The sequence below is a fragment of the Mycobacterium sp. genome (genome assembly GCF_052144515.1).
Taxonomy (GTDB): Bacteria; Actinomycetota; Actinomycetes; order Mycobacteriales; family Mycobacteriaceae; genus Mycobacterium.
The window spans coordinates 1-2,521 of the sequence record NZ_JBKQQD010000460.1 but is presented as its reverse complement, the minus strand read 5'-3'; the positions used below and the strand labels follow the sequence as shown (position 1 = coordinate 2,521).

Below are 2,521 nucleotides of genomic sequence, written 5' to 3'. Positions count from 1 at the left end.
CAGATTGGCTCGTACGATAATTCCTCACTGGGGCCTCCCACATCTTGTGGCTCTACCGGCCAGGACCACCCTGTCGGCAACCCACGTTCACATGTGAGCGGAGGCCCCAGCCCCCCATACCGTCTAGACGGCTGAGAAACTAGTGTGCTTCGTTCGGGCACGCCAAGATCGCCGGCGCAGCCCGCCGGGTCTGTCGGCGCAGAACCCTCGCTCTCGACGGCGCGGGCGGCGCCGGTGATCGCCGAGGCCCGGCTGCGCGGTGGCAAAGGCTGGCTCCGGGCGCGCCGCAGCCTCGCAGGTCAGCAGACCATCGGCATCGCCCGCGCGTGCGGGGCGAACGGGCCGATCACGCTGCGCGGCGATAGCGGTTCTGGATGATCGCGTTGAGAAGCTGGTCGGCCATGATCGAACCCGCTACCTGCGGATGGGACACAACGGCCGCGTTTCGCCCAGCCAATCGCACCAAGGCGGCTGCGGCAACAATGGCACGACTCATATGGGGAGCGTCGCGCGCCACTTGGCGGGCGTCCTAGCCCAGCGCAGGTAACCGCGGGCTGCTGCGCGCGGCCGAGGCGTCGCGATGATCTCGACGAGGTCGCGCTGACCGCTGGCCGAGACCCGGCGACCAAACACTCTGCGGGCGGTTGGTAACCCTATCGCGCGCTGTGAGTTCAAGAAGGTTTGGTCGAACAGATCCAGTACGTAGCTAATTCTCCTAAGAACCCCTTTTTCGTTGACTGCAGCAATGGCGTATGCCTACGGACGCATTGGTTCACGGGATGGCCAGCCGATGGTCGCGGTCAGCGAGAAGTCGTCCAGCGTCTGCGAAAGGACGAGCCGCAACTTGTCACTCGAGGTGAGACGGCCCGGCTGATAGGCAAGGACCGAGATGGTGATCTGTTGGTGCACTCTGAACGAAAGCAACGCCAGTATTCCGCCCGCGCGGTGCGCGGTGGCCGTGGTCAGGCCCGGCCAAGGAGTCCGCGCGGTTAAGTAGTCCGCGTCTGTGCCATCAGGCCGGTTGGCGATCGAGGGGACCGTGCCGATGTTGGATACGCCGACGGTGGCCGGCGCGCCGGCGATCACATTGACCCAGTGCCTGATGAGTCGCTTAGGCAACAGGGGAACGAGGGGCAGCAGTGCCCACCGCTCGTCGGGCACCTCATGACGGCGGCTGAGCGCTCGCTTGATTCCGGCCCGGATCTCGCGCAGGTCCGTCGCCGCGGGTGCAGGATCGACCGTAATGTCAACATTCGCGAGTGCGTTGGAGCGAGAGTCGTCGGCGGTGCGCTCGCTGACAGCTATCGACAAGGTGACCAAGCCGTCAGCAGTTACCCGTCCCACCTGCTGGCCCAGGCGCGCCGCCACTCCCGCGAGCAGCGCGGTGCTAGTCCCCCCCAGCGAATTTACGCGCGCGTCCCATTCATCTTCATCGATAAACACTATTGCCGTTGGGGGCGTGATGCGTTCGTCCGCTGCCGCAGGCGGCGGCGCAGAGAGTGGGGCGGTAGAACCAGCATTGCCACGGTTCTTCCGAAGGAATCGTGCTGCGGCGACGGCGGCGCGGCCGACATGGGGGATGTCGCGCACCGTTTGGCGGGCGTCCTCACGCAACGCCTGCCATCGCCGGCGTGACGCGGCAGCCGGCCAGCTGATTGCGTTGTCGTAGCCGCAAGCCGCGTCCGCTATCGCCAATTCCGCCCCAATCCCGTCGGCAAGGCAATGGGAGACGACCAGGCTGACTCCCGCGCCGCCGTCGGTAAACGGCAGCGCTGCAAGATGCCACCCGGGTCCATGCTCGGCATCTATCGGAGTGTCGGCCTGCTCGCTGAGCCAGGCGTCGAATTCTTCACGCGGCCGAGGCCTCCCGACGATCTCGAGGTCGGACTGATCTCTCGGCGAGACCCAGCGATGGCGACCGAACGGCAACGGCGAGCGTTCGATGCGGCGGGATAACCGTCCCCGCTGAAGATGGCGATGGAACCGCCGCAGGCCGTCGATGTCGATTGCCCGGTTGTACACCCAGACACACTGGAACAGGTTGGTGACTCCGATCGCCCGCTCGAAGCCGAACGCGGTCTGGTCGGCCAGATCAAGTAAATTGTCCATCTCCTAAAGTCCTCTCTTGTCACTTGCCTAGGGCCTGTCTCTTAATTCAGTAGCCCCCACGCGGGCGTGGATGACTGCACAGGCCAGTAGGACGCCGCCGCGGTAGGTCAGGGCGTACTTGTCGTACCGAGTCGCGATCCCGCGCCACTGCTTGAGCCGGCTGAAGCCACGCTCGACGGTGTTGCGCAGCCCGTAGAGCGCGGCATCGAATGCGGGCGGGCGACCGTCAGATCGAACTCTGCTAGCGTGCGCGCGGCCAGCTCCTGCAGGTGGGGCTTCGTGTTTTGTCCGCCGGGCTGATAGGCGACGATGCTGATCGACATCTTGCCGCAGATGCGTCCACCCGTCATTGCGAGTAGGCCGGATCTTTGCTCCAGGGCCTGTCGCGTGTTGTGTCGGTCTATCCCTCGTA

The 2,521-nt window shown here is 65.3% G+C and carries 3 protein-coding genes; 1 reads left to right on the top strand and 2 read right to left on the bottom strand.

Annotated features, from left to right (window positions below; translation table 11 throughout):
- Positions 1-234: 234 nt before the first annotated feature.
- Entirely contained in the window at positions 235-378 is a 144-nt protein-coding gene (locus tag ACLP9N_RS31075; RefSeq protein WP_442410979.1) for a hypothetical protein, read from the top strand.
- Positions 379-756: 378 nt separating this feature from the next.
- Here the strand turns inward: ACLP9N_RS31075 and ACLP9N_RS31070 are convergent, their stop codons facing one another.
- The gene (locus tag ACLP9N_RS31070; RefSeq protein ID WP_442410978.1) at positions 757-2,109 is read right to left on the bottom strand and encodes a hypothetical protein; all 1,353 of its coding nucleotides are present in this window, start codon (positions 2,107-2,109) and stop codon (positions 757-759) included.
- Positions 2,110-2,136: 27 nt separating this feature from the next.
- Positions 2,137-2,442, bottom strand: a complete 306-nt coding sequence (locus ACLP9N_RS31065) for a transposase (RefSeq protein ID WP_442410980.1) — start codon at positions 2,440-2,442, stop codon at positions 2,137-2,139.
- Between the last annotated feature and the right edge of the window lie 79 nt (positions 2,443-2,521).